Annotated in this window: 12 protein-coding genes; 9 read left to right on the forward strand and 3 right to left on the reverse strand. The window is 55.3% G+C overall.

The window, feature by feature from the left end; all coding sequences use genetic code 11:
• The first annotated feature begins 12 nt into the window (after positions 1 to 12).
• The 3 genes from ACR3ZL_RS16520 (at position 13) to ACR3ZL_RS16530 (ending at position 4,371) form a co-directional block, all read left to right on the forward strand.
• Positions 13 to 1,440: an arylsulfatase gene (locus tag ACR3ZL_RS16520; protein ID WP_473653542.1), complete on the forward strand. Its 1,428-nt coding sequence runs from the start codon at positions 13 to 15 to the stop codon at positions 1,438 to 1,440.
• Between the two features lie 601 nt (positions 1,441 to 2,041).
• Positions 2,042 to 3,769: a S41 family peptidase gene (locus ACR3ZL_RS16525; protein ID WP_473652017.1), complete on the forward strand. Its 1,728-nt coding sequence runs from the start codon at positions 2,042 to 2,044 to the stop codon at positions 3,767 to 3,769.
• Between the two features lie 56 nt (positions 3,770 to 3,825).
• Positions 3,826 to 4,371: a hypothetical protein gene (locus ACR3ZL_RS16530; protein WP_473652016.1), complete on the forward strand. Its 546-nt coding sequence runs from the start codon at positions 3,826 to 3,828 to the stop codon at positions 4,369 to 4,371.
• Between the two features lie 15 nt (positions 4,372 to 4,386).
• Here ACR3ZL_RS16530 and ACR3ZL_RS16535 read toward each other — a convergent pair whose 3' ends face one another.
• A complete protein-coding gene (locus tag ACR3ZL_RS16535; RefSeq protein WP_473652015.1) occupies positions 4,387 to 6,495 on the reverse strand; it encodes a hypothetical protein in 2,109 nt (702 codons plus the stop codon).
• 397 nt (positions 6,496 to 6,892) lie between these two features.
• On the opposite strand from ACR3ZL_RS16535, the gene yajC reads away from it, so the two are divergent.
• Positions 6,893 to 7,444, forward strand: coding sequence for a preprotein translocase subunit YajC (yajC, locus tag ACR3ZL_RS16540; RefSeq protein WP_473652014.1), 552 nt, complete (start codon positions 6,893 to 6,895; stop codon positions 7,442 to 7,444).
• A gap of 101 nt (positions 7,445 to 7,545) precedes the next feature.
• The gene (gene secD, locus ACR3ZL_RS16545) at positions 7,546 to 10,842 is read left to right on the forward strand and encodes a protein translocase subunit SecD (protein ID WP_473652013.1); all 3,297 of its coding nucleotides are present in this window, start codon (positions 7,546 to 7,548) and stop codon (positions 10,840 to 10,842) included.
• A gap of 370 nt (positions 10,843 to 11,212) precedes the next feature.
• Here the strand turns inward: secD and ACR3ZL_RS16550 are convergent, their stop codons facing one another.
• Positions 11,213 to 12,676 carry a sulfatase family protein gene (locus ACR3ZL_RS16550; RefSeq protein ID WP_473652012.1) on the reverse strand — a complete coding sequence of 488 codons (1,464 nt, stop codon included), beginning with the start codon at positions 12,674 to 12,676 and terminating at the stop codon, positions 11,213 to 11,215.
• Between the two features lie 535 nt (positions 12,677 to 13,211).
• Here ACR3ZL_RS16550 and ACR3ZL_RS16555 point away from each other — a divergent pair.
• The 4 genes from ACR3ZL_RS16555 to dnaB all read left to right on the forward strand — a co-directional run bounded on the left by ACR3ZL_RS16555 (position 13,212) and on the right by dnaB (position 19,205).
• On the forward strand, positions 13,212 to 14,264 hold the full coding sequence (locus ACR3ZL_RS16555; RefSeq protein ID WP_473652011.1) for a ThuA domain-containing protein: 1,053 nt from the start codon (positions 13,212 to 13,214) through the stop codon (positions 14,262 to 14,264).
• Positions 14,265 to 14,736: 472 nt separating this feature from the next.
• Entirely contained in the window at positions 14,737 to 15,318 is a 582-nt protein-coding gene (locus ACR3ZL_RS16560) for a hypothetical protein (RefSeq protein WP_473652010.1), read from the forward strand.
• A gap of 506 nt (positions 15,319 to 15,824) precedes the next feature.
• Positions 15,825 to 17,555: a DnaA ATPase domain-containing protein gene (locus tag ACR3ZL_RS16565; RefSeq protein ID WP_473652009.1), complete on the forward strand. Its 1,731-nt coding sequence runs from the start codon at positions 15,825 to 15,827 to the stop codon at positions 17,553 to 17,555.
• Between the two features lie 192 nt (positions 17,556 to 17,747).
• Positions 17,748 to 19,205 carry a replicative DNA helicase gene (gene dnaB, locus ACR3ZL_RS16570; RefSeq protein ID WP_473652008.1) on the forward strand — a complete coding sequence of 486 codons (1,458 nt, stop codon included), beginning with the start codon at positions 17,748 to 17,750 and terminating at the stop codon, positions 19,203 to 19,205.
• A gap of 47 nt (positions 19,206 to 19,252) precedes the next feature.
• Here the strand turns inward: dnaB and ACR3ZL_RS16575 are convergent, their stop codons facing one another.
• Entirely contained in the window at positions 19,253 to 20,848 is a 1,596-nt protein-coding gene (locus ACR3ZL_RS16575) for a protein kinase domain-containing protein (protein WP_473652007.1), read from the reverse strand.
• Between the last annotated feature and the right edge of the window lie 404 nt (positions 20,849 to 21,252).

Below are 21,252 nucleotides of genomic sequence, written 5' to 3' on the forward strand. Positions count from 1 at the left end.
GTTTTGCTGTTGATGACATTGCCAGCGAAGGCATTGCGTGCAGAGAAAAGCAAAGCCCAGCCGCCCAACGTGATCTACATTCTGGCCGACGACCTGGGTTACGGAGATCTCAGTTGCTATGGGCAAACTCATTTCACGACGCCGAACATCGATGCGTTGGCGACGCGAGGGATGAAGTTCACTCAGCATTATTCGGGAAGCACCGTTTGCGCACCATCACGGTGCGCCCTTTTGACGGGCAAGCATGTCGGTCATGCACCGGTACGCGGAAACTCCGAGGTACAACCCGAAGGCCAGCACCCCATGCCTGGGGACACATTCACGATGGCGCACATGCTTCAGGAAGCGGGCTACAAAACGGGTCTGTTTGGCAAGTGGGGATTGGGTGCCCCCGGAACGGTTAGCGAACCACTGAAGATGGGGTTCGATCGTTTCTACGGATACAACTGCCAACGACAAGCACACCACTATTACCCATACTTCCTGTGGAACGACAATCAGCGTGAGATGCTGTGGGGCAACTTCGGCACCGAGACGCAAGACTACGCGCCACACCTCATCCAAGATCAAACGCTGGACTTCATCGAAGCCAACAAAGACGAACCGTTCTTTTGTTTTTACGCACTCGTTCAGCCGCATGCTGAAATGTTTGCACCGGAAGAGAAGATGGAGAAGTATCGTGGCAAGTTCTTGCCCGAGAGTTCTTACAACGGGGTCGACGACGGTCCCAAGTTCCGTAAGTCGGCTTACGGTTCCCAGTCCGAAGCACACGCCGCGTTCGCTGCCATGGTTGAGATCATGGACGAAGACGTTGGCGAGCTTGTGGCCAAACTGAACGAACTGGGGATTGCCGACAACACGCTGATCATCTTCACGTCCGATAACGGTCCGCACACCGAAGGCGGTCACGATCCGGAGTACTTCAATTCCAACGGCTATGGACGCGGATTCAAACGCGACCTTTACGAAGGCGGCATCCATGTTCCCATGATCGCCACGTGGCCTGGGGTGATCCCAGCGGGCACGCAAACCGATCATCTATCGGCTTTTTGGGACGTGTTGCCAACCGTTGCTGAACTGGCTGGCATTCCAGCCCCTAAGAACATTGATGGCGTTTCGTTCCTTCCTACGTTGCTGGGCAGTGGCGACCAAGTTGAACACGATTACCTTTACTGGGAATTCCACGAGAAAAAAGGTCGCGCTGCAATCCGACAGGGGAAGTGGAAAGCTGTCCGCTACAACGTTTCGGTCGACCCGAACTCACCCATTGAGCTGTACGACCTATCGGCCGATCCGAGCGAGACAACGAACGTGGCTTCACAGCATCCCGAGATCGCAGCAAGTCTTTCAAAGCAATTACAAGAAGCGCGAACGGAATCGCCAATTCCTGCATTCAACTTTCCGGGCAACCGCCAACAGCGGAAGGTAATGAAGAAGTAGCGAGCAAAAGAGGACTGACACTCGGTGATCGGCAATCGATCATCGAGGTAGCGGGGCAACCAACCATGTGTTTGGCAGCGCAATCTATTGAAGGCTATTGTCCTAAACACTATTTGCCTCCCGGCGGAAACCCTTGTCCGCCGGATGGACATTGCCTATTAATGTCCTGACGCCAAGACGTCGCAATGACCGGTTCCTTACGAGCCAGTCGAGTTTCACGACAAGCGGTTGTGAAACAATCCAGCGAACGTTTTCTCTTGCGCACTGGACGCGCTAACGAATCTCGAACGGCCACAGACTGGCAATGTTTGCCCAGCCGGCCGAGCCGCTACAAGCGGTCAGATTCACTGCAGCCCCACCTTCAGCCATCTCAACTTTGTTTGATCACATACCGTGGTCATCAAGTGTCGCGATTGGCATGAGCGGATCAACCGGACCGACACATTTCGGATGATTCCGGAACGGTGGATTATGCAGGAATTTTTTCGAGGCGGTTTTTTGACCGGGCACGTTTCGTGACCTAAGTTTTGCAAGCCCCGTCTTCCAGAGTGTTGTCGACGCGGCCGACAACCGAGCCCAGCACTCACAATGGAATCGTCACATGGAATTATTCTCACGTGTTCATCGCCCTGCGTGTTGCTGTAGTCGCTGCCCTTCCCGTTACCTTGGCCTGAACATTGGCCGCGGATTGAGCGGAAGCTTGTTGACTGTATTGACACTCGTTGTGTTGCCAATGGCAATCGCACCGGTGGCTCGTGCTGAATCATCCAACGGTTCCACCGCGGGAGCCACTTCGGTTGCCGCTGATCATTCACAAGCCACTCGCGATCAATCGCTGGCCGCCGGACTGGAGCTGGAACGAGCCCAGCAGTGGGGCGATGCGATTGACCATTACGAATCGGCCAGCCGAGCGTTCCCCGAAGACCGTGTGCTGTACCAGCGATTGCTGATCAGTCGCCTGCACTTCGATGTCAAACGACGCTACGACGACAAGACTTATCTTCGCTCGCTGCGTGAATTATCGACTTCGCAAGCGTTGGATTTATACAGCGAGATCCTGGCCAACCTGCAAACGCATTACGTTGACACCATCGAGTGGTCACGAGTCTTGTTGCACGGAACGGCTGCGTTGGAAGTCGCGTTGACTGAAGAAGCATTCGTCAACCGAGTCATCACCAGTGCAACCCCCGAACAAGTTGAAGCGTTCCGCCAAGCAATTCACCACCGTGTTGCCAACCGATCCACGCAAAGTCGTTTTGACTTGCGAGCCACCGTCAACGTGGTTGCCAAGGCGGCACACGACGAGTTGGGCATCAGCGGCACCGCGACAGTGCTGGAATACATCAGTGGAGCGGTTTCGACACTCGACCCTTACACTCGCTTGTTGTCACCCGGCCAGCTCGACGAAATGTTCTCGACCATCGAAGGCAACTTCGTCGGCTTGGGTGTGGAATTGAAAGCGGCTGAAGACTGCTTGCTGATCCTCTCGGTGATCCCGAACGGACCGGCTGCTGAAGCGGGCATCGTTGCCGGTGATCGGATCCTCGCGGTCGACACCACTCGGGCCGATGAGTACGACCCTGATCACATCGCTGACTTGTTGCGTGGCCCCGAAGGCACCACCGCGGATCTGCTAGTGGAGTCGACCGATCATCAGAAGAAGACTTTGACCGTTGTTCGTCGCCGAGTCGATGTTCCCTGTGTCGAGAACATTCACATTGTCGATCAAGCCAACGGCATCGGATACTTCCGCCTGACCAACTTCCAGAAAACAACACCTCGTGAAATCGAGCAAGCGTTGTGGGCATTGCATCGCCAAGGCATGCGATCGTTGATCATGGACTTGCGGGACAACCCAGGCGGTTTGCTATCCGCAGCTGTGGAAGTTGCCGATCGCTTTATTCCGGAAGGACGAATCGTAACCACACGAGGCCGCAACGCTCGAGAAAACTTTGACTACGCTGCTCATCGTGCCAACACCTGGGACGTGCCAATGGTGGTCTTGATCGACCGCAACAGTGCCAGTGCTAGCGAGATTTTCTCCGGTGCAATTCATGACAGCCAACGGGGCACAGTGATCGGCGAAACCAGTTACGGAAAGGGAAGCGTTCAAGGGATCTTCCGAATGCAAGCGGCAACGTTTGGACTGTGCCTCACGACGGCAAAGTTCTACTCACCCAGCGGTCGTGCGATCAGCCTGAATGGTGTCGAGCCAAACATCGTTGTCCCACCGACCTACATCGCGGCTCGTCCCGACGACAACGGCCGGTTGGTTACCGAACTGGACGACGCCGTCTTGCAAAAATCGATCGAGTACCTTTCCCGATAAGCCGCCAACGCGACGATCCACCGTGATCGTCGCGGCTTCGGCTTGACGTTGCCAAGGTGAGTCCACTGAACCCCTATCAAACGCCGACGCAGGCCTCGCTTCCCCCAGAAGATTTGGTCGCGGAGGAGCCAATTAGCGACTGGGTTCGAACGCGGAAGTTCCTGATCCGCTGGGTGCTTTTAGTAGGAGTCAATTCGGTTGTCCCGATCCTATTTGCCCGCGAAGTGCTTCAAGAGGCAACCTACGCCGGGATGTTCACGGGAATGTTTGTATGCCTAATTGGCGGAGGCTGGCTGTGCCTCAAATTGCCGGTTTTGCAACGTCCGATTGTGGCCGGTTCTTATGTCCTCGCGGTCAGCCAATTGTTGCCGATCATTCAAATGGTTTGCGGGATACTGGCGATCTCCGCATGCAGTGCGTTGGGGCTTTGTGCCGATGCGAACGACATGGAGATCGAACTGGAGATCATTACATCACCCGTGGGAGCGTTCGCTGTCACGGTTAGCACGGCACTGCTCCTGAGCCTTGTTGCCTTGATCATTGGAAGCATCATCGTCGTGGTCGCGAACCAGCTTTTTGGCAAGCCTGCTTCGCCCGCCTAGACTATTGGCAACGCGTCAATCTTCTTCCGCCGCTTTGAAGATCGTCTGCCTTGCGTCCGGCCATTCGATAACGAGCTCCGGCAACACCGAGCCTCCGGCGTCAAGAAACGCCACCAATTGATCGAGCTCGGCCAAGCGTTTTGCCACCAGCGTCCACGCCTTGACCGCCTCATCGATTCGGTCCCGCTGTTCTTCCAACAAGAACTCTTGACGTTTGGCACCCATTCGATCCGCGCGTGAGATTGCGACGTCGAGATCCAATAGTTGGCGATCGGCCGCTTCTAATTGCGACGTCACCTGTTGAAATGATTGCCGGATCTGTTTCGCATCGGTCCACTGCCAAGGCATCGCTGGATCCAACCGAGCACCAAACCGTAAACGCAAAGACAGTGTGCTGGTAGTCCGAATGTCCATTCGCATGACGATCGCAGTCTCGCTGGATGACGCCAAGCTAAAAGTCGCGACACCACGTGCCTTCCGCGGCGACTGGTCACCGATCGGTTCCAACCATTTCATTTCGACTTCTTTGGGCAACTTCACGTTGACCAATAACGTGGTCTCGTTAGGAGGGATACCGGCGTGAAGATTCCACTTCAGCTTTTGGTCTCGCTGCTTGATCGATAACCGGACAACCTCGGCATCCAGTTGCGGCCGAAGAAAAATGGTTTCATCGTCCGGCGTTCGGATCCGACCGTTCGCCAGCCTACTGGTCTGCGACGACGTACCTGCGTTGGGCAGCCAAGAAAAGAGATAGTTGCCTGGGGTGCCTGGTTTAGCTTGAAAGCGAGCAATCGGTGTCTGATCGGTTTGCAAGACAACGGTTCGTTGAATGTCATCGCTTCCAGCCGCCAACACAAGCGTTTGCGAGGAGTCCGGAAAATCCAACGACCAACCTGCTGGTTTTGCGTCTGATACAAATAGCTCGGCCGGTTCACCCTCAACGTCGCCCGATCGACTTGGCGGGCGAGGCAGAGCAACGCTCCATGTCTTTGGCCCATCCGATTTTGCTGGTGATGCCGAGTCTCGCTGAACGGTCGGCTGTTCCTTCGCTTCGGATTCCAAGTCGACATCGGAATCCATGTCGTCGCCTAACAGGTCGTCGGCTTGCAGTTCAGCATCATCTTCTACAGTTCCTACCGGACCGAGCGGCGCCGAAGCGTTGCCGTCCGCTTCGCTGGTACCTTGCTGAGGCAAATTCGCCGACAAATCATCTTCGTCGGTATCGCTGGAATCAATGCGGACTCCCGTTGCGACATCACCCGGATCAAGATTGCTCGCACCCGAGGCAGAGCCCGTCATGCTGGGCGGCAAGAAAGCATCCAACGACAATCCAGAGTTCAGATCGACCGATTCCAAGACCGAACCGGATTGCTCAGCCGACAAACTGCCGGAGTCTTCGGAATCAAAAACGCTCGATAGCGAAGCACTGTCAGATAAGCTCCAGCGCGAGGAACCGCTTGTGTCAAACACGTCTTCCTTTGGCGTTCCGCGAGATTCCGTCGCAGAAGATTTTGAAGTCGAGCGACTCGCGACTGCCTTTGGCTGCGTGGTCACCGACCAAATAACGATTCCGACGCCGACCAGAACAACCGCCGCCGCGATTAGCATTGCCCAGCGATACAAAGGCTTCTTATTGCCGGTCTCCAATTCTTCTTTATTCGCGTCAGAATCCAGTGAATCTTGACCGGCTTCTTTTCCACCGTTTTCGATAGAAAACTCTCGTTCGGCGTTGACGATGGAAGGACTGGCCAACGACTGAACTTCTGGCATCCCACTTGGCAAATCAAGAGATTGACCATTTGGGAGACGCCCATCTGACATCGCATCGTCAGGCAGTTCGCCTGGGGAAGAAGCCGACGAGGATTCAGCCAGCCTCCCGCGTTCGTCGACGTACAGAGATCGCCAAATCGGCAAGCTCACATCGAACGTGGCTGGATCGAGTTCGGGCGACGGCAGTCCCCGTGTCTCGCAAATCTGCTGGACCTCGTTTAGCCAAGCGACCACCACATCATCCGGCGGAGTGCCCAGTCGTGAGACCAATTGCCAAACGGACTCGGTCGCATCCGAGCTCGATGGAAGTTTCGGCAATTCGTTGTGCCCATTCATATCTTTGTGCCCACTCATGAACACCTTTATAGGTCAATCGAACTGAACCGTGGGCCACTACTTCTGACTTGCCGACATCGATTCTGCAAACCATCGCAGTCGGGTCACGATGCTAACCGCCCCATTCGCAACGTTGCTTCCAGACAGCGAACTTGCCGGTTCGCCGAATCAGACGGATCGCTGAACTTAGCTGATCTTTACCGGAGCCGAAAAACAGAATTTTGAAACTCGCCGTTTTGCCCAAACTGCCAAAAGGGTGGTAGGTGAAGTGCTTAGGGGTAAATGGACGCTAGCAAATCCCTTCATTTGAGACATTTGTTCCACAGGCCGTGGGGGCTGGGCTTGTGGCGATTTTTGGGCTTCCATATCATGCCCGCCAGCAATTGGGCACCTATTTCGTTACGTAAGTCGCGACTTGGCTTCGCTAATTGCTTACAACACGGATGTTTTCACGTTTCTTTTGGTGTTTTGGATCGCTCACTTGCTGCTTACCTCGGACCCTTCAAGCCTTCACTTTGCCGATATTTCGGTAGCGGGATGGATCGGCTCACTGTCGCTATTGGCCCAGGAAGCCGCCGGTCCCGCTTCGCCACTGCAGCTCTTTTTCAGCAGCCCGTTGCCGTTATTCGCTGGATTGGCGATGATCTGGTACCTCACGTGGTTCCTGCCCGAAAAGCGGAAGCGTCAAGACGAGGCCAGCATGTTGGCTTCCCTTGTCAAGAACGACCGGGTCGTCACTCTGGGTGGCTTGCACGGAACCGTCGTCTCCGCCGCTGCCGACAGCGATGTCGTGGTGTTGAAAATTGACGAAGCCGGAAACACCCGAGTCAAAATCAATCGTTCTGCGATCGTCGCGATCACAGAACACGCCAAGGGAAAAGCCCTCGGCAAGTCTGGCGCCGCCGGCAAAACGCCCGATGGCGATGATAAATCCAAGAATGCCTCGGACGAGGAATCGTCCGAGTAGTTTTACACATACCTCCCGCTGTCGAGTCGAGTGAAGAGGGTCAATGACTGACCTTCCCAGCCTCGGTGGCGAAAACCGCAACCGTCTTTCGAAAAATCACGATGGATCTTTCCTCCCTCCTTGCTCAGCTCTCTTCTGGCCTGTTTATGGCCCAAACTGATTCGGCGGTCGCCGGAGAAGTCGCCAACGGCATCAGCGGCCAACAGTGGATCGCGATTCTTGCCGCAGCCGCCATCCTGATCCTGCCGTTCGTCTTCGGTGCTCGGATGGCCAAAAGCCTGAAGATGCCTGGATACGGCACGCGATTCGGCTTCATCTTGCTAGCCATCATCGGCTCCGGCGTGACGCTTTGGAACAAGATGCCTGGCCTGGGCGTCGACCTTCGAGGTGGAACGATCTTGGTCTACGAGATCGACCCGAAGAAGCAAAAAGAGCTCGAAGGCACGGGAACTCCCATCACCAGCCAAGACCTGGTTGAACCGCTAACCCGCCGAATCAACCCATCGGGAACCCAAGAAATTGTGATTCGCCCCTACGGTGAATCGCAAATCGAAATCATCGTTCCCGCCGTTGACGATCGCGAAGTCGCTCGGATTAAGCGTTTGGTCAGCGAAGCAGGTGTGTTGCGTTTCGCGATTTTGGCCAACCAGGTTGACCACCAAGCGATCATCAATACAGCAGTCGAACAAGCCGCTGCGAAAGATCCAGCAATCGCCACCGAAGAAACCGTCGGCAGCCCTGACGACGGCCTATACGGTCGCTGGGTCAAACTCGGCCGCGAAAAAGAAGTCGATGGCGTTCGCCCGCTTCGCATGAGCACACAAGGCACACTGATTCGGAACCCGAACAACGGCCAGCTTCTGGATATTCCCCAGGAATTACTGGGTCGGGACGAAGAAATGAAGGTGGGGCAGTGGATTAATACTCAGCCGTTCTCTGAAATTGAAGTGCTGATGGTGATCAACCCCTTGTTGGACATCAAAGGTGACGACCTGTCGTATGCCGCCAGCACGTTCGACGAAAACGGCGGCCCAGCGGTTGCATTTAACTTGACCGACCTCGGTTCAGGTCGCTTCCGTGCGTTGACGACCAATAACTCACCCGAAGGAACCCGCAAGCGTCAACTGGGAATCATCCTGGACGACACGCTGCTTTCCGCACCGAACATTTTGCAGCCGATTTCTAAGGAAGGCCGCATCACCGGTAACTTCACTCGTGAAGAAGTCGACGGTTTGGTTCAAATCTTGAAGGCTGGTCAATTGCCAGCGACCGTGACCAAGCAACCGATCGCTGAAAACCAAATCGACGCGACCTTGGGTGCCGACACGATCCAAAAGGGTGTCTTCGCGATCGGCCTCTCGTTGGGCTTGGTCTTGCTGTTCATCCTGTACTACTACCGTTTCGCTGGCATCGTCGCCTGTATCGCGTTGATGATGAACCTCGCGTTGATTTTGGCGACGATGGTCTTCATCAACCAACCGATGACCCTTCCTGGACTTGCCGGTTTGGTATTGACCGTCGGTATGTCGGTTGACGCGAACGTGCTGATCTTCGAACGGATTCGCGAGGAGTTGAAAAAGGGAGCCAAGGATCGAATGGCGGTCCGAAACGGTTTCGCTCGAGCGACAACGACCATTGTCGACGCCAACCTGACCACGCTGATCACCGCGATCGTCCTTTACGCGATCGGCACCGACCAAATTCGCGGATTCGCGGTCACCTTGATCCTCGGTATCATCTTCTCGATGTTCACTGCGATTTACGTTTCACGTACTTTCTTCGATCTTGCTGAGCGTCGCGGAATGCTTTCACTTTCAATGGCCGACAGCGTTAACTCGCTGCGAGCAGCCTTCTCCGGCGGCGGTGAATTCGACTTCGTTTCTCGCGGTAAGCTGATGTTGACCCTTTCGGGCATCTTGGTCATCGCCGGTATCGGAGCCTTGTTCGCTCGCGGCAGCGGTATCCTGGATATCGACTTCGCCGGTGGTTCGTCGGTTCAATTCCGAGTTGATGCTCCAACCGACACCGAAGAAGTTCGCCGCATCGTTGCTTCCGCTTTGGAAGACGACGAAAGCACCGAAAAGATTCAGTTCACCGTTAACGGCGTCAGCATGGACGGCGTGGAAGAAAACACGATCTTCAAGGTGGACTCGTCCGTCGATGAAGTCGGCAAGTTGAAGGCCGCGATCCAGAAGGGCTTTGCTTCGGAATCTTCAGTTGGGCTAAGCACCTACAAGGTGTCGATCACTCCCGCCAAGATTGGTCCGGATGCTGAAGAAACCAGCCAAAACGCGGTTCAACCGAGCATCCAAGGCACTGAAGCGTCACCGTTCGGCGAACGTGTCCCAGCGATCGCGACTAACGACGAACTGTCACGATACGAAGCTCTTACCAGCGGTGTGACCCTTACACTGTTGCAAGACGAAGCAGCCACCGATGCACCAGCGGAAGAAGAATCTGCAGACGAAGCAGAACCTGCCGACGACGAAGTCGAAATGCAAAGCGTCGAAATGCCCGGGTTCGCCTACAGTTCTTCCGACCTGACTTTGGGATTGGAAGGCAGCGACAAAGAATCCGTTATCAATGAAGACGCTCTGGTTAAGTTCATCACGACGGCTGCTGAGCAAGCTGGCGTGGCGATCAACGAACGCGGCATCCGCGTCCGCCCACTCGGCGATGAAGCTTCCGATTGGCGAAGCGGTTCGGCGTTGCCGTTCAGCTCATGGCGTATTCAATTGCCACTGGAAGGTGACAAGGCGATCGCAGTCATGAAGCAACTTGAGACCAACCTGGGAAGCGATCCGGTTTGGATCAGCAGCAGCAGTGTCGGTGCTCGTGTTGCCGGTGACATGATCGGTCGTGCGGCTGGAGCGTTGTTCGCATCGCTGCTTTGCATCATCGGTTATATCTGGTTCCGATTCCAACGTGTGATCTACGGCGTCGCCGCAGTCGCAGCTTTGCTTCACGACGTGTTGATCACACTGGGTGCCATCGCGGTTAGCTACTGGCTTGCCGACGCACTCGGCTTCCTGTTGATCGACCCGTTTAAGATCTCGCTAACCGTTGTGGCTGCGTTGTTGACCATCGTCGGTTACTCACTGAACGATACGATCGTGGTCTTCGACCGTATTCGTGAAACCAAGGGTAAGGCACCTCGCTTGACCGGTGACATGATCAACACCAGCATCAACCAAACGTTGAGCCGAACGTTGCTGACCTCGATCACGACTTTGTTGGTTGTGGTTTTGCTTTACGCAATCGGCGGCGAAGGTATCCACGCGTTTGCTTTCGCTTTGGTTGTCGGCGTCTTGGTCGGTACCTACAGCTCGATGTTCATCGCGAGCCCAATCTTGCTGTACTTGGTTAACCGCAAAGAAAAGACTGCTACCAACGCCTAGTCAACAAAGCAATGACTTCAGAACGAATCCTGAATTAGGCTTTGGTTCCTGAAGCACCAAGCTCGACGAAACACTGAACTCTGCTTCCGTTCAATCGGAAGCAGAGTTTTTTCATGGGACGACGACATCTCGCGTGACTCGCCGGATCTTGGCTGATGACATTGGCTCGCCATAAACTGCCCACGCAACAACTTCGTCAGGCTTGCGATTCATTCGTACCGGACGATCCACACGGAATGGTTACGCGGAGCGGCTGAGTAAAGTGGCTGAGCGGGACGGCACGGGCAAGCGGTTTCAGAATGATGCTTGCCGTAGCGGCTGGATCTAGCCGTTCGAAAGCCGGCTCAATCCTGTCGTTCGTTGCAAAGAACTAGTACTTCCCGTTGGTGCCGAACATCTCTTGCTTGGATTTCCGAGGACGAACACGGACGCTGTGATCGGGTTCACCCGTTATCCGGTCAAACTCATCAGGAGTTCGAACCGACGGTAAATAGTCGCCTGTTTCAGCCGTCCAGTCTTTCAATCCTTGAGTCAGTCGCTTGCGAACCGACCGGTAAGCCGGGTCATCGATTCGGTTTTCCAGTTCGCCTGGATCGCGTTGCAAGTCGTAGAGTTCCCACTTGGCACGTGGCGAACGGAAACATGTTTGTTGTTCTGGTGTCAGCTTGCCAGCCTTTTCCAGCTCGAGCATGTTTTGCCAGGAAAGCCCGCGACCGGCATCGGCCGACGGTGTCGGTGGCAAGTCCGTGTAGTCATTGCGGATCAACTTGTAACGATGATCGACGATGCAGCGGGCGTGGTCTTCGTAGTCATGCCAATGATCTTCGGCAAAAGCAAATTGCCGGTGGGGTAACAGTGGTTGCTGCAGCACGTTCGCAAAGCTGTGCCCTTCGCTTGCAAAATCGACGGCTTTCACACCCGCCACGTCTAGAAAGGTGGAAGCCAGGTCGACGGCGCTCACCAAGGCATGCGTGGTTTGATCGGCAGCCACCTTGGCTGGCCAGCGAACGATCCAAGGCGTGCGAATGCCGCCGTCGTACAGCGTGGTTTTGTCGCGTGGAAACGGGCGACCGTTGTCACTGATGAACACGATCATCGTGTTTTCATCAACGCGCTGTTCTTTTAGTTTGGCGAGCACTTTACCGACGAAAAGATCCAAACGACCGATCTCGTCATAGTACAGCCGCAAGTCTTCACGGACGGCGGGCGTATCCGGCAAGTGCCGCGGAACGATCACATCGTCGATCGAATGCGGGGGATCGAGCGAACCGTCCGTGTATTCGCGGTGTGGATCCAGGGCGGCCAACCACAACATGAATGGTTTCCCCTGTGGTCGCTCATCAAGTGCCTTTTCCCAATCTTCGCATCCACTGGGCTGAGCCGCGATCATCTTGGCCGGTTCACCGTCTTTGCCGGATGGCAAAACAAAACCCGCGGTCGAGGCTTCGTAGATTCGATCAAAGTCCGACCGCACGGCGTCGCCCAGATGCCACTTTCCGGCTGCGGCGGTGTAGTAACCCGCCTCGCGAAGTTCGCCCGCGAAGGTAGGCGAGCCTTCGGGAAGCGGCCAGTGGAGCTGTTCCGCCCCGGTGCTGTGCGGGTACTTGCCGGTCAAGATGCTAGACCGAGACGGGCTACACGAATTCGTCGTCAAATAAGCGTACTGGAATCGCAACCCTTCTTTGGCAAGCCGATCGATATTGGGCGTTCGAATCGCTGGATGCCCATAGGCTCCGCAATCGTCCCAGTTCATGTCGTCAGCGATCATCAAGATAATGTTGGGCGGCGCCGCACTGGAAACCGCAACTCCCCAACCGGCGATCAAAGCGAGCAAGAGGCAGACCTGACAAACAATTCTCAATTGCTGAAACAAACTGAAGCCTTTCGATACTAGTCATATTAAATGGACTGAAGCCAAACCCCGAGGTGGCTCTCGCCGGTCGATTGGCCAGAGGCTGACACGAATCTGCAGACGACGCGGCGGCACCCGGAGGTAGCAAACCGACGAATCGGCGAGAAATAATCTACCTGAAACGAGCTAGGGTGATCGGTGCTGAGCGATCCGAGCTGGGTGATCCAAACGGTAACTGGAACAGGGCGAAACGCCGGCGTCTCTCACGTGCCTGAACGTCCGTCCTCGTTGGCCCAGCGACACTGCGATCGCGATGCACGCCGGGTTCAGATTGCCGGTTTGCCGCTTGCCGAACTCCGGGGGGCCAGCCTGTTAAGTCGGCTCCGGCGGCAAATCTGACATTCGAGTTGAACTTTCCGCCTGAAGCCGTGCTGGCAGGTGTGTTTCGGTGTTCCAGCAAGTATCATCAATAGCGGATTACCACTCTAAGCTCGCCTCCCAACCTACCTGATTGAATATGAAACTGTTCCTGCTGTTGTTTGTCACGTTCGCAAGCGTTGCGAGTGCCGATTCACTAGTCTTTGAAGGCGAATCGGGGCCCGGCGTTGGCAAACACATCGTCTTCATGGCCGGCGATCACGAATACCGCTCCGAAGAATCACTTCCCGCGATCGCACGCTTGCTCGCCAAGCATCATGGATTCAAGTGCACGGTTCTATTCAATATCGATCCCAAGACCGGCGAAATTGCTGCGGGCAAACCTTCCCTGATGCCGGGGATGGAAGCTCTCGACACAGCGGACTTGGCCGTCGTCTTCCTGCGATTCCAGAATTTCCCAGAAGAACAGATGCAGCATTTCGATGACTATCTGAAACGCGGCGGGCCAATCGTTGGATTGCGGACATCAACACACGCGTTCCAAATTCCGGCGGGCCAACCGTTCGAGAAATATTCGTTCCGAAGCAAGGCCGACGGATACGAATTAGGCTTCGGCCATCAAGTTTTGGGGCAAACCTGGGTAGGCCACTACGGTCGCAATCACCAGCAAAGCACACGGATCAGCGTGATCGACGAAATGAAGGACCACCCGATCCTTCGAGGCGTGAAAGACGTTTGGGTTCAAGCGGGTGCATACGTTGGCAAACCAACCGACGGCGACATCCTGACCATGGCTCAGCCATTGCAGGGCATGACCCCCGATTCACCAGTCGTGGAATCGTTGCCGCCTCAACCATCCGAATGGACACGCACCTATCAATCCGAATCCGGAAAAGAAGGACGTGTGTTGACGTCGTTGTACGGAACGCCGGAAGACTTCACCAACGAAGGCTACCGACGATTGATGGTCAACGGAATCTTTTGGGCACTGGGTATGGAAGATTCGATCACTCCAGACCTGGACGTTTCGCTAGTCGGACCGTTTAACCCAAACACTTTTGGCAATCAAACCCATGCACTGGGAATCAAGCCGGAAATGTACGAAGGTTTCGAAAGCCCCATTCCGGCCAACAACAACGTGAATCGTCCTGGTGATAAAAAGGCCGCCAACAAGAAGAAGGCAGCGAAGTAACACCTCGCCTGACGACGGGCATCCACTCGGTTGCCGAAACACGGCGGATGCTGAAACGACATTCCACGTGACACGGGTCGCCGTGATCAATTCCGCATTGAAAGCCGCGACGACCTAACGTCGCGACGCGGTGTTGTAGTGGACGTTAACCTATTATCTTCGAGCTCGACCATTGCTCGTGGTCCCCCATCGGTCTGGATAGGACCGTAATTTGGGCCAATGTCAGCGTTAGACATAGCTCGTCGTTCTTGCGATCGGACCGTTTGCCCAACTCTTTTGCCCATTTGCATTCGACACGTGCGGGTGATTAACGCGTTGAGACCAATGCGTTAAGAACGGTAAAATTGGCGAGGCTGCCCGGTCCTTTTTCAAGCTGGCGGTTTTCTAAAACCAAGAAGCATTTCCTTTCGTAGCGTTTCTGAATCGGCATATCTTGCCGATCCCTTCCCCTCTGTTTGATGGACAAAACAAGATGAATCGTTCTTTCCGTATGCTAGCCTTGGTAGCCTGCTTCGCTGCGACCGTAGCAACCACCCAGCCGGCCTCCGCTGAACAGGCCACTGATTCCCCAGGTTTGATCGCGGGCGACCCTGTTGGGGCCTTCCAGGTCACCAAACTCGGCGGTGCCGAAGACGACGGCGTCGAAGCAGGCCAAACCCTGTGCTACCGCTGCAAGTACGGTCTTAGCCCCATGGTGATGGTTTTCACACGCTCGACCGATGCCTCGGCTGCCAAACTGCTGTCGGCGTTTGACGCCACAGTCGGTGACTACAAGGACCAAAAGCTGAAAGGCTTGGTTACGCTGATCGGTGGCAGCCAATCCGAACTGAAGACCCAAGCGGCTGCGATCGCTGGTGATCTGAACACCAAGCACGTGCCTGTCGTGATCGCCAAGGACAGCAAAAACGGTCCAGCTTCTTACAAGCTGAACGAGGACACGGACGTGACGGTTGTGCTAGTCAACCACTCCCAAGTCGTCGCACGTCACGATTTCGACGTCGACAACATCGATACGGCTGCGTTGAAGAAAGAAATCGACGCAATGCTGCAGTAGGCTTTGTGAAGATTGCCCATTTTGAAACGTGAACATTTCTAGGCGAAAACACGTTCAAAATCCGATCTGGCGGTCGTGAAACCGTGTAAGTATCATGCGCACAACGGCTTACAAGCGAAGCCGTTTTGTGAAGGTATGATTGAGATTCGGTTATCGACAGATTTTCCACGAGTTGTCAAAGTCGGATTGCCGATCGATAAAGCAGTCCCAGTAACTGCTTTGGATCGGTTCCCCCGTAAATTGCACGGCGGGGCAATCAGGTCCGGCTAAGTCGGTTCTCATCTGTTGAAACTTGAGCAAAACGGTTTGACTTGTTTGCTAGCAATCCTAGAATCTGCCTCCATGTCGCGGGGGAGCTGAAAAGCCAGCGACGTTCAAATTACGAGAACCAATCTGTATCTTGCGAGCTTCGGCTGAAGCAGATCTCAGGGCGTTAATCGTTCAAGAAAGGCGGCTGGTTCGGTCGCCTTATTTTCATCATCCAAGAGGGAGTTGTCGCTACCGGTATGTCGTCGACGCAAGGCAGCATCGAGACGCAGGAGGCAATCGGTCGATTTGCCGACGCCTTGCGACAACGCATCGGAAGTGACCGATATCGGTTGTGGTTTACCCACGGCGTGCGGTTCGACATGGAGCTCGGCGATGATGACACCGAGTCGTTGGTGTTGTCCGTCAGTGGTCCGTTTGCGGCTGACCGAATCGCGAAGAACTTCTCGACGGATCTAAGAGCTTCCGCGATCGCAGCAATCGGCGATCATGGTCGGTTCCGTCTCGACGTCGCCAAGCCGGCTGAGCAACCCGCGTTGCTGATGGATGACGACGAAGGCGACTCGCCAAGCCACGACGACGACCGTGATGAGCTCCATGATTCCGGCTACAACGATCGCTTCGAAGAAGCCGAAAACGTTCCGGCGCCAGCGAGCCCATCCAAGCAAAGCCGCAGCTCGTCATCGTTTCGGGGCCGCGGCAAGTCCAATACAAAGCGTCCGGGCGCCGGCAAGCTATCCAACCTTCTCTCGGAGTCTTCATTAACTGGCCGAGGGGAGAAGCAAGGAAACGCATCCCGATCCAATTCACCTCGCTCGGCCAACGAAGATCGATCGTCGCGTGATTCTCGATCAAGCGGTCGAGGACGTTCGTCGTCACCACATGATGATGCCGACTCGCAATCGCTTCCGCCGTTGCCGGAGTCTCTGCCCGCGGCTGGTCGAACGCTGGAAAGCTTCATCACCGGACCGTGCAACGAGTTTGCGTTTTCGGCAGCTGCCTTGGCGATCTCGACTCCGGAAGTCGCAACGCCTTTGTTCCTGCACGGGCCGACTGGAACGGGTAAGTCACACTTGCTGCACGCCGTAGCGGAAGAGTTTCGCCGCCGACGTCGCATGCGACGTGTGGTCTTGTTAACCGCCGAACAATTCACCAACGACTTCGTCGGCTCGGTCAACTCAACTGGCCTACCCGCCTTTCGTCGCCGGTATCGCGAAGTTGATGCGTTATTGATTGACGACGTGCATTTCCTTGCCGCCAAAACCGCCACGCTTCGCGAAGCACTCTACACGCTCGAAACACTCGCCGCGGCAGGCAAGCCGTTGGTCTTCACCGCCAACCTACCTCCAGCGGACATCCGCGGATTAACCGGTGAAGTCGCCGGCCGGATGGCGTCGGGTCTCGTTTGTCCCTTGACCACACTGGACGCCGAGACACGCTTTTCGCTGTTAAAGCGAATGGTCAAGACGCGATGCGTCCTGGATTGCGAACCGGATCTGCTGCAAGAAGTCAGCGAAGCGGTCGGCGGTGACGCTCGGGCGGTCACTGGCGTTGCGAACTTGATCGGAATGCTGCAACGAATGTTTCGGCGTGAGCCAACGATCGAAGAAATTCGTCGCTTCGGTGGCGACTTGCTTCGAAATACCCGTTCGGCACCTTCGCTGCGATCGATCGAGCGAGCGGTTTGCGAGACATTCGGGCTGGAAGGTGACGGTCTTCGCGGCAAAGCTCAAACAAAACGGATCAGCGAACCACGAACCCTTGCGATGTACTTGGCTCGCCAGCACACCGGAAGTGCGTTCACCGAAATCGCTCAGCATTTTGGTCGCCGCAGTCATTCGGGTGCGATCGCCGCCCAGCAGAAGGTGGAAACCTGGCTCTCCAGCGGGAAAGCCATTGGCGGGGGCGATGGAGCGATGTCAGCTCAAGATGCGATAACGCGAGTGGAAGCCCGCTTGCGTGTTGGCTAGTGCGTCGACTACCTCTATCTTCCAACCACGTCCTGTTGGATCTTAGTGAAGATCCGCTAGCGACCGGATACACGACAAGATCCCCGCTCCGATATAATTCACCGTGTAACAACCACGGCTTGCAGGACCGTGCAGCCAGCCGGAACTGATTTTTCCGAACATCAAAACGAACACTACAAGACGGTCACAAGGATGAGTTCAAACGACCATAATTTCGGCGACAAGGACTTTCGCGGCAAGAAAAAGAAACGCGAAGTTTCCGCTAGCGAGATCCTGCAGCGATCGCCGCCCTTCGAACTCGAAGCCGAAATGGGCGTGATCGGCAGTATTCTTTTAATGCCCGATATCTGTGACGACATCGCGTCGCTGCGTGCGGACGACTTTTACGATGATGCCAACCGCATCATCTACACACACCTGCGAGAGATGTACGACCAGGGTGAGAAGATCGATATCACCCTGCTCGTTTCTCGAATGCGGACAGCGAACGAGTTTGAAAAAGCGGGCGGGGCTGCGTACCTGGCGAGACTTTCAGGAAGCGTCGCGAATGCAGCTCACGCGGTTTACTACGCCGAGATCGTTACCGAAAAAGCGGTCTATCGTCGGCTGATTGAATCGAGCACGGAGATCCTGCGTGACGCTTACGAACAATCCAGTACAGCGAAAGAACTGTGCGCCCAAGCGGAACAGAAAGTCTTCGCGATCATGGACGGGCGCAGTAGCAGTTCGGTGTCTAACATCAGTGATGTATTGCATCAATCGATGGACCGCATGGAAGCGCGGATGCGAGACGATTACGACGAGGGTGGAGTTGAAACCGGGCTCACAGACTTTGACCAAATGACCGGCGGAGTGCACCCTGGGGCGTTGATTATCTTGGCCGCTCGTCCGGCGATGGGCAAAACGGCGCTAGCCATGAACATTGCCGAAAATGTTTCGCTGAGGCAAAATAGCCCGGTGTTGTTCGTCAGCTTAGAAATGTCATCGATCGAATTAGCCGACCGATTGCTTTGTTCGATCGCTCGCGTCAACGGCCACAAACTGCGTGCCGGATCGATTCGCAGCGAAGACCGTGATCGCTTGGTTCAGAAAGCCAATGAGCTGAGCCAGGCGCCACTGTTCATTGACGATTCGCCGAGCCGAACGGTCAGCGAAATCGGAGCCGCCGCACGACGGATTAAACGTCGTGAAGACGCGCTTGGAATGATCGTGATCGATTATCTGCAGTTGATTGATCCCGACAATTCTCGTGATCCGCGTCAGGAACAGGTCGCCAAGATCGCACGGCGACTCAAGGGGCTTGCTCGTGAATTGGATGTGCCGGTGCTGTGTCTGTCCCAGCTAAATCGGCAAGCTGAAGAAGGCAAAGACCACCGACCGAAGCTATCGCACCTGCGGGAGTCCGGAGCCATCGAGCAGGATGCCGACGTTGTCATGTTCGTACACCGTGAAGAGTACTACCATTCGGGTGACGAAAAGGCTCAGTACGCTGGGCAGGCGCAAATTATTATCGCCAAACAACGGGCCGGCCCTGTCGGCGATGTCGATTTGACTTGGGAAGCGGAATTCACTCGGTTCAGCAACCGTGCCGCCGAACATCACAGCGAGTTCGACGACTATCGCGAATTCACCTCGCCGGGTGGTTTCTAAAGCAATTCGACAAGACATGCCTGGCAAGCACGCCAGCGAACCGTCGACTAGACGGCCGATCGCCTGGACGCGCGACTAAGCGTGACGAAGATCAGACGCTCTAGAACGTAGGGCGTCACATTGAGTTTGCTCAAATACATGTCAGCCCCCGCCGCCACGCATTCTTCGCCCATCTCATTGTCTTCGTGCCCCGTCAAAACAATCATTGGCGTCGACGGCATGGCACCGTGTAGCGAACGCACTGTGTCGATGCCGCGACTATCGGGAAGTTGCAAATCCAGCAGCACGACGTCAATGTGTTCGTTTGCTTGACCGCAATGGATGGCTTCTTGCAGAGTGTGCGCGGTGAAGATGTTCACCGCGTTGTTCCCCCGCTGCAACATTTCGGTTGTCAAGAAAAGGTCGTCTTGATCATCCTCGACAATCAGGACGTCGATGCAGCTTCGCGCCATGCCAACTTCAGGACCGGATTCCAGCAACAACAAATCCGCCAGCACTTCACTCATCGAAGCGTATCGATCCGCGGGATCCGCGGCCAACATCTTATCCAAGACACGTTGGCCTTCCTGCGGGATCGTTCCTTCAGGTAGCGGCGTGAATTGATCGCCACAAATTAGGTTGACAACCTTGCTTTGGGTCGACGTCCCCGGCACCCGACTGCGGCCCGTCAACATGTAATACCAACTGGCACCGAGTGAGTAGATGTCCGACTGGGCGGTCGCGTTGGATAACGATCGTGCCTGTTCCGGTGACATGAAGTCTGGCGTCCCGCCAAGGACCTCTTGCCGAGTTCGGAACGAGGTTGCACCATGTTTCGATTGAGAGAAATCCGGGTTATCGCTGTCGGCAAGCAGCTCGCCGTCGTCCGTTAAAACGGCTAGCCCCAAGTCGGTAACCTTGATTCGCCCGGCATCGAACATCATGTTCCCAGGCTTCACGTCTCGGTGGATCAAGCCGCGTTCGTGAGCATGTTCCAACCCGGTAGCCGCATCGCGAATGTATTCGAGCGACTCTTGCCATGGGATCGCGCCATTGGAACTGACATAAGCCTGCAAGTCCGGGCCTGAAAGCTCTTCCATCACAATGTATAGCGTGTCACCGTGTTCGCCCGTTTCATAAGCAACGACCACGTTGGGATGAGCCAGTCGCAGCACCATTTCCATTTCGCGACGGAACCGACGTGTTAAGCGAGTGTGCTTGATTAACTTCAGTGCGACGTATTCCGATTCGTCATTGCTTGAACAGGCTCGGAAAACGTGCCCCGCGCCGCCCTCTCCCAGCTTCCGCTGCAAAACGTAGTCGCCTACCGGCATCCCGATACGCATATCTTGGAACGAGAAACCGTCGTCGCGATAATGACGTTCGATTTCTGCGGCAACCAACTCCAACTGACTTTCGTTGAATTGACCGGACTGACGAAGTCGATCAACGATCACACCAGAATCGTCCAGCGACATACCGATTGATAGCTGCGACGCGTTCACCCAACTGTTGACGCCACTGAGACTGAGTGCGTCTACAAGACTTGGACTGCTTGACGCGGAGTCGTCACCAGCCGACGACTGTCCGTTATCAGAGCCATTGAAAACAACGTCAGCATCATCGGCGCTTTCGGATTTGGAGTTTGAGTCGTTCAACGCCATCGAATAGCCCACTTTGCAAAAACTTCGCCATCGCCCCGCCGATTTTCGACGAATGTAGCGGACACAAGTATACCTCTTTGCGGGGGGACTGGTAAAGGAACAATAACGGCGGCTGCTCTTTCGAGCTTGTAAGAAACTCCCTCATTCAGGCGTCCGCTTTCACCGCTAGCAAATCCCCCTGCATCGCCCAGTCCCTTCTCCTCGGCAGTCCGCTAAATCACTTGTTTTACGTGAATTTCCGGTTGAGTTTACTCGTGCAAAGGGGAGTCCCGCCAGTGAACGTTAAGAAGATGTGAATAGTTTCGCGGGTCCCTACCGAGCTAATTGGCCGGGATGCCGCTCAATTTGCTCGGCGTTAAATTTGATCAACAATCCAAGGGCGAACGGCCACTTTGTGCCAATTC

Source organism: Rhodopirellula sp. J20-39 (genome assembly GCF_057365095.1).